This window comes from Candidatus Kurthia intestinigallinarum (genome assembly GCF_003991225.1).
GTDB lineage: Bacteria > Bacillota > Bacilli > Bacillales_A > Planococcaceae > Kurthia > Kurthia populi.
In genome coordinates this window covers 1-1846 of record NZ_JTFC01000214.1, presented here as the reverse complement: position 1 = coordinate 1846, position 1846 = coordinate 1, and the positions used below count along the sequence as shown (strand labels likewise).

Below are 1846 nucleotides of genomic sequence, written 5' to 3'. Positions count from 1 at the left end.
TTTCGCAGCAACTATAGATTTTGCCATTTTTAAGTTTACCTCTGTATATGTGCCCTTTTCAGATAATGGCAGAATATTATCTGGCGTTACATATGCCAATAATCGAGCAATACCTATTGGTGCCATATATTCCGTATATTTAGGCATAGTAGGAAAAACGTCATCACCAAAATATTCCGACATCTGTGGTAAGGTTGGATCTATTCCTATGATGGCTTTAACTTCCTCGGAATAGTTATTCGCATAATACAAACTATATATACCGGAAATTGAGTGAGGCATCAATATATATGGACCTTTTATGTTCGACTTTTTTAGTGCAGCCCTTGTTTCCTCTACTATGTTCTCAACTGTTCGTTCTTTGTCTGTTAGATCACTCCAACCATATCCGAAGGGTTCTACGACTACTACTTTATTAGTCTTTGACAATTCATTTATCAATGGCTCAAAATCCAGTGCTGGTGCTGGGGTTGCAAGACCGCTTAATAAAACAATTGTATTGTCTCCTTGGCCCTTTGTATAAATGTGCATATTTTTGCCATTTACTTCGACTAATTCCCCTATTGCTGGATATTTTCTTTGTTCATACACAGCCATTATATTGCTGTAAATGACCCAAATAATAACCACTGCTACTGTAGCTAATAAAATAGTCTTGATAACCTTCCAAAATCTAAACTTCTTTTTAACTTTAATTACTTTCACAACTCCCATTGACATCATTTATTTCCTTGATACAGAGGAAATGCTTGCTGTATCAAGGTTTTCTTTTGAGGTGTTTTTGTTCTCCGTTTATAAATTAAGGTACTTACAAAAGTAGTGAATTCACACTCAACTAATCCGTGTACGCAATAGCGCTAATTTCAATTAATTGCTCAGGAGAAGCCAAGTGGTTTACACCGATCAGGCTGCCGGCTGGGCGATGCTGTCCCATATATTCTTTAAAAATTTGGATAGCTGGCCCTGTATCCTCTTGTGCATTCGTTAAATAAATTTCCAAATAGGCAAGGTTCGATTTTGTAATATTAAACCCTTCTAATACACGGTCTAGATTTGCCAGTGTTTGTCGAGTTTGCGCTTCAATATCTCCTTCACCGACAAAGACTCCTTCCGAATCATGAGAAAACTGCCCGGAAATATAGACTGTTCCATCTACGCTGAACCCCTGGGAAATGCCGTGATCCCAAAGATCGTGGTTGACTGTTTTAATTTTTTTCATTTTTACCATTCCTTTACTTGAGAATAGGTTAAATATAAAATAGTCATAAATAAAAAAATAGTACGCACTTTTTTGATAGGTACTATTAGAAAGGATAGTGTAAAAAGATGGGGATGTCTGACTATGTAGAGAAGGGCAACGTTCGAGAGACACCTTTTGGCTATACATTATCAATTATTGGTGGTAAGTGGAAAATGCTAATTATTTATATTTTGGCAGAAAACGAAACAGTCCGCTTTAATGAATTGCAAAGAAAATTGGGGACCATTACCTTCAAAATATTAAGTTCACAGCTTAAAGAGTTGGAAGCAGACGGCATGATTGTACGAAAAGAATATCCGCAAGTCCCACCTAAAGTAGAGTACAGTCTTACACAAAAAGCACAATCCCTATTACCGGCTTTGGAACAGTTATGTGAATGGGGTTTAAAAAATCAAAAAAATTAGTTAAACTTTTTATGCGTTTCATCATATAGATTTTAAAATTGAGAACGAATTTCATTACTAGAAATTCTTTCTCTTATTTACTGTTAAGTATCATGCCAACGATTTTTTATGCAAGGCAAGGAATCCATAAGGTTTGCTGGAGAGTGGAAGACCTATTGAAACTTCATACTTAAAATGGTAA

The 1846-nt window shown here is 35.8% G+C and carries 3 protein-coding genes; 1 reads left to right on the top strand and 2 read right to left on the bottom strand.

All coding sequences use genetic code 11. The annotated features are described in order from the left end of the window. A partial coding sequence (locus tag QI30_RS19950) for an alpha/beta fold hydrolase (RefSeq protein WP_148113929.1) occupies positions 1–705 on the bottom strand: 705 nt, incomplete at its 3' end. A gap of 130 nt (positions 706–835) precedes the next feature. Further along, complete coding sequence (locus QI30_RS19945; RefSeq protein WP_126992085.1) at positions 836–1219, bottom strand: RidA family protein; 384 nt, start codon at positions 1217–1219, stop codon at positions 836–838. A gap of 107 nt (positions 1220–1326) precedes the next feature. Here QI30_RS19945 and QI30_RS19940 point away from each other — a divergent pair, with 107 nt between their 5' ends. After that, on the top strand, positions 1327–1665 hold the full coding sequence (locus QI30_RS19940; protein ID WP_126992084.1) for a winged helix-turn-helix transcriptional regulator: 339 nt from the start codon (positions 1327–1329) through the stop codon (positions 1663–1665). The last annotated feature ends 181 nt before the right edge of the window (positions 1666–1846 follow it).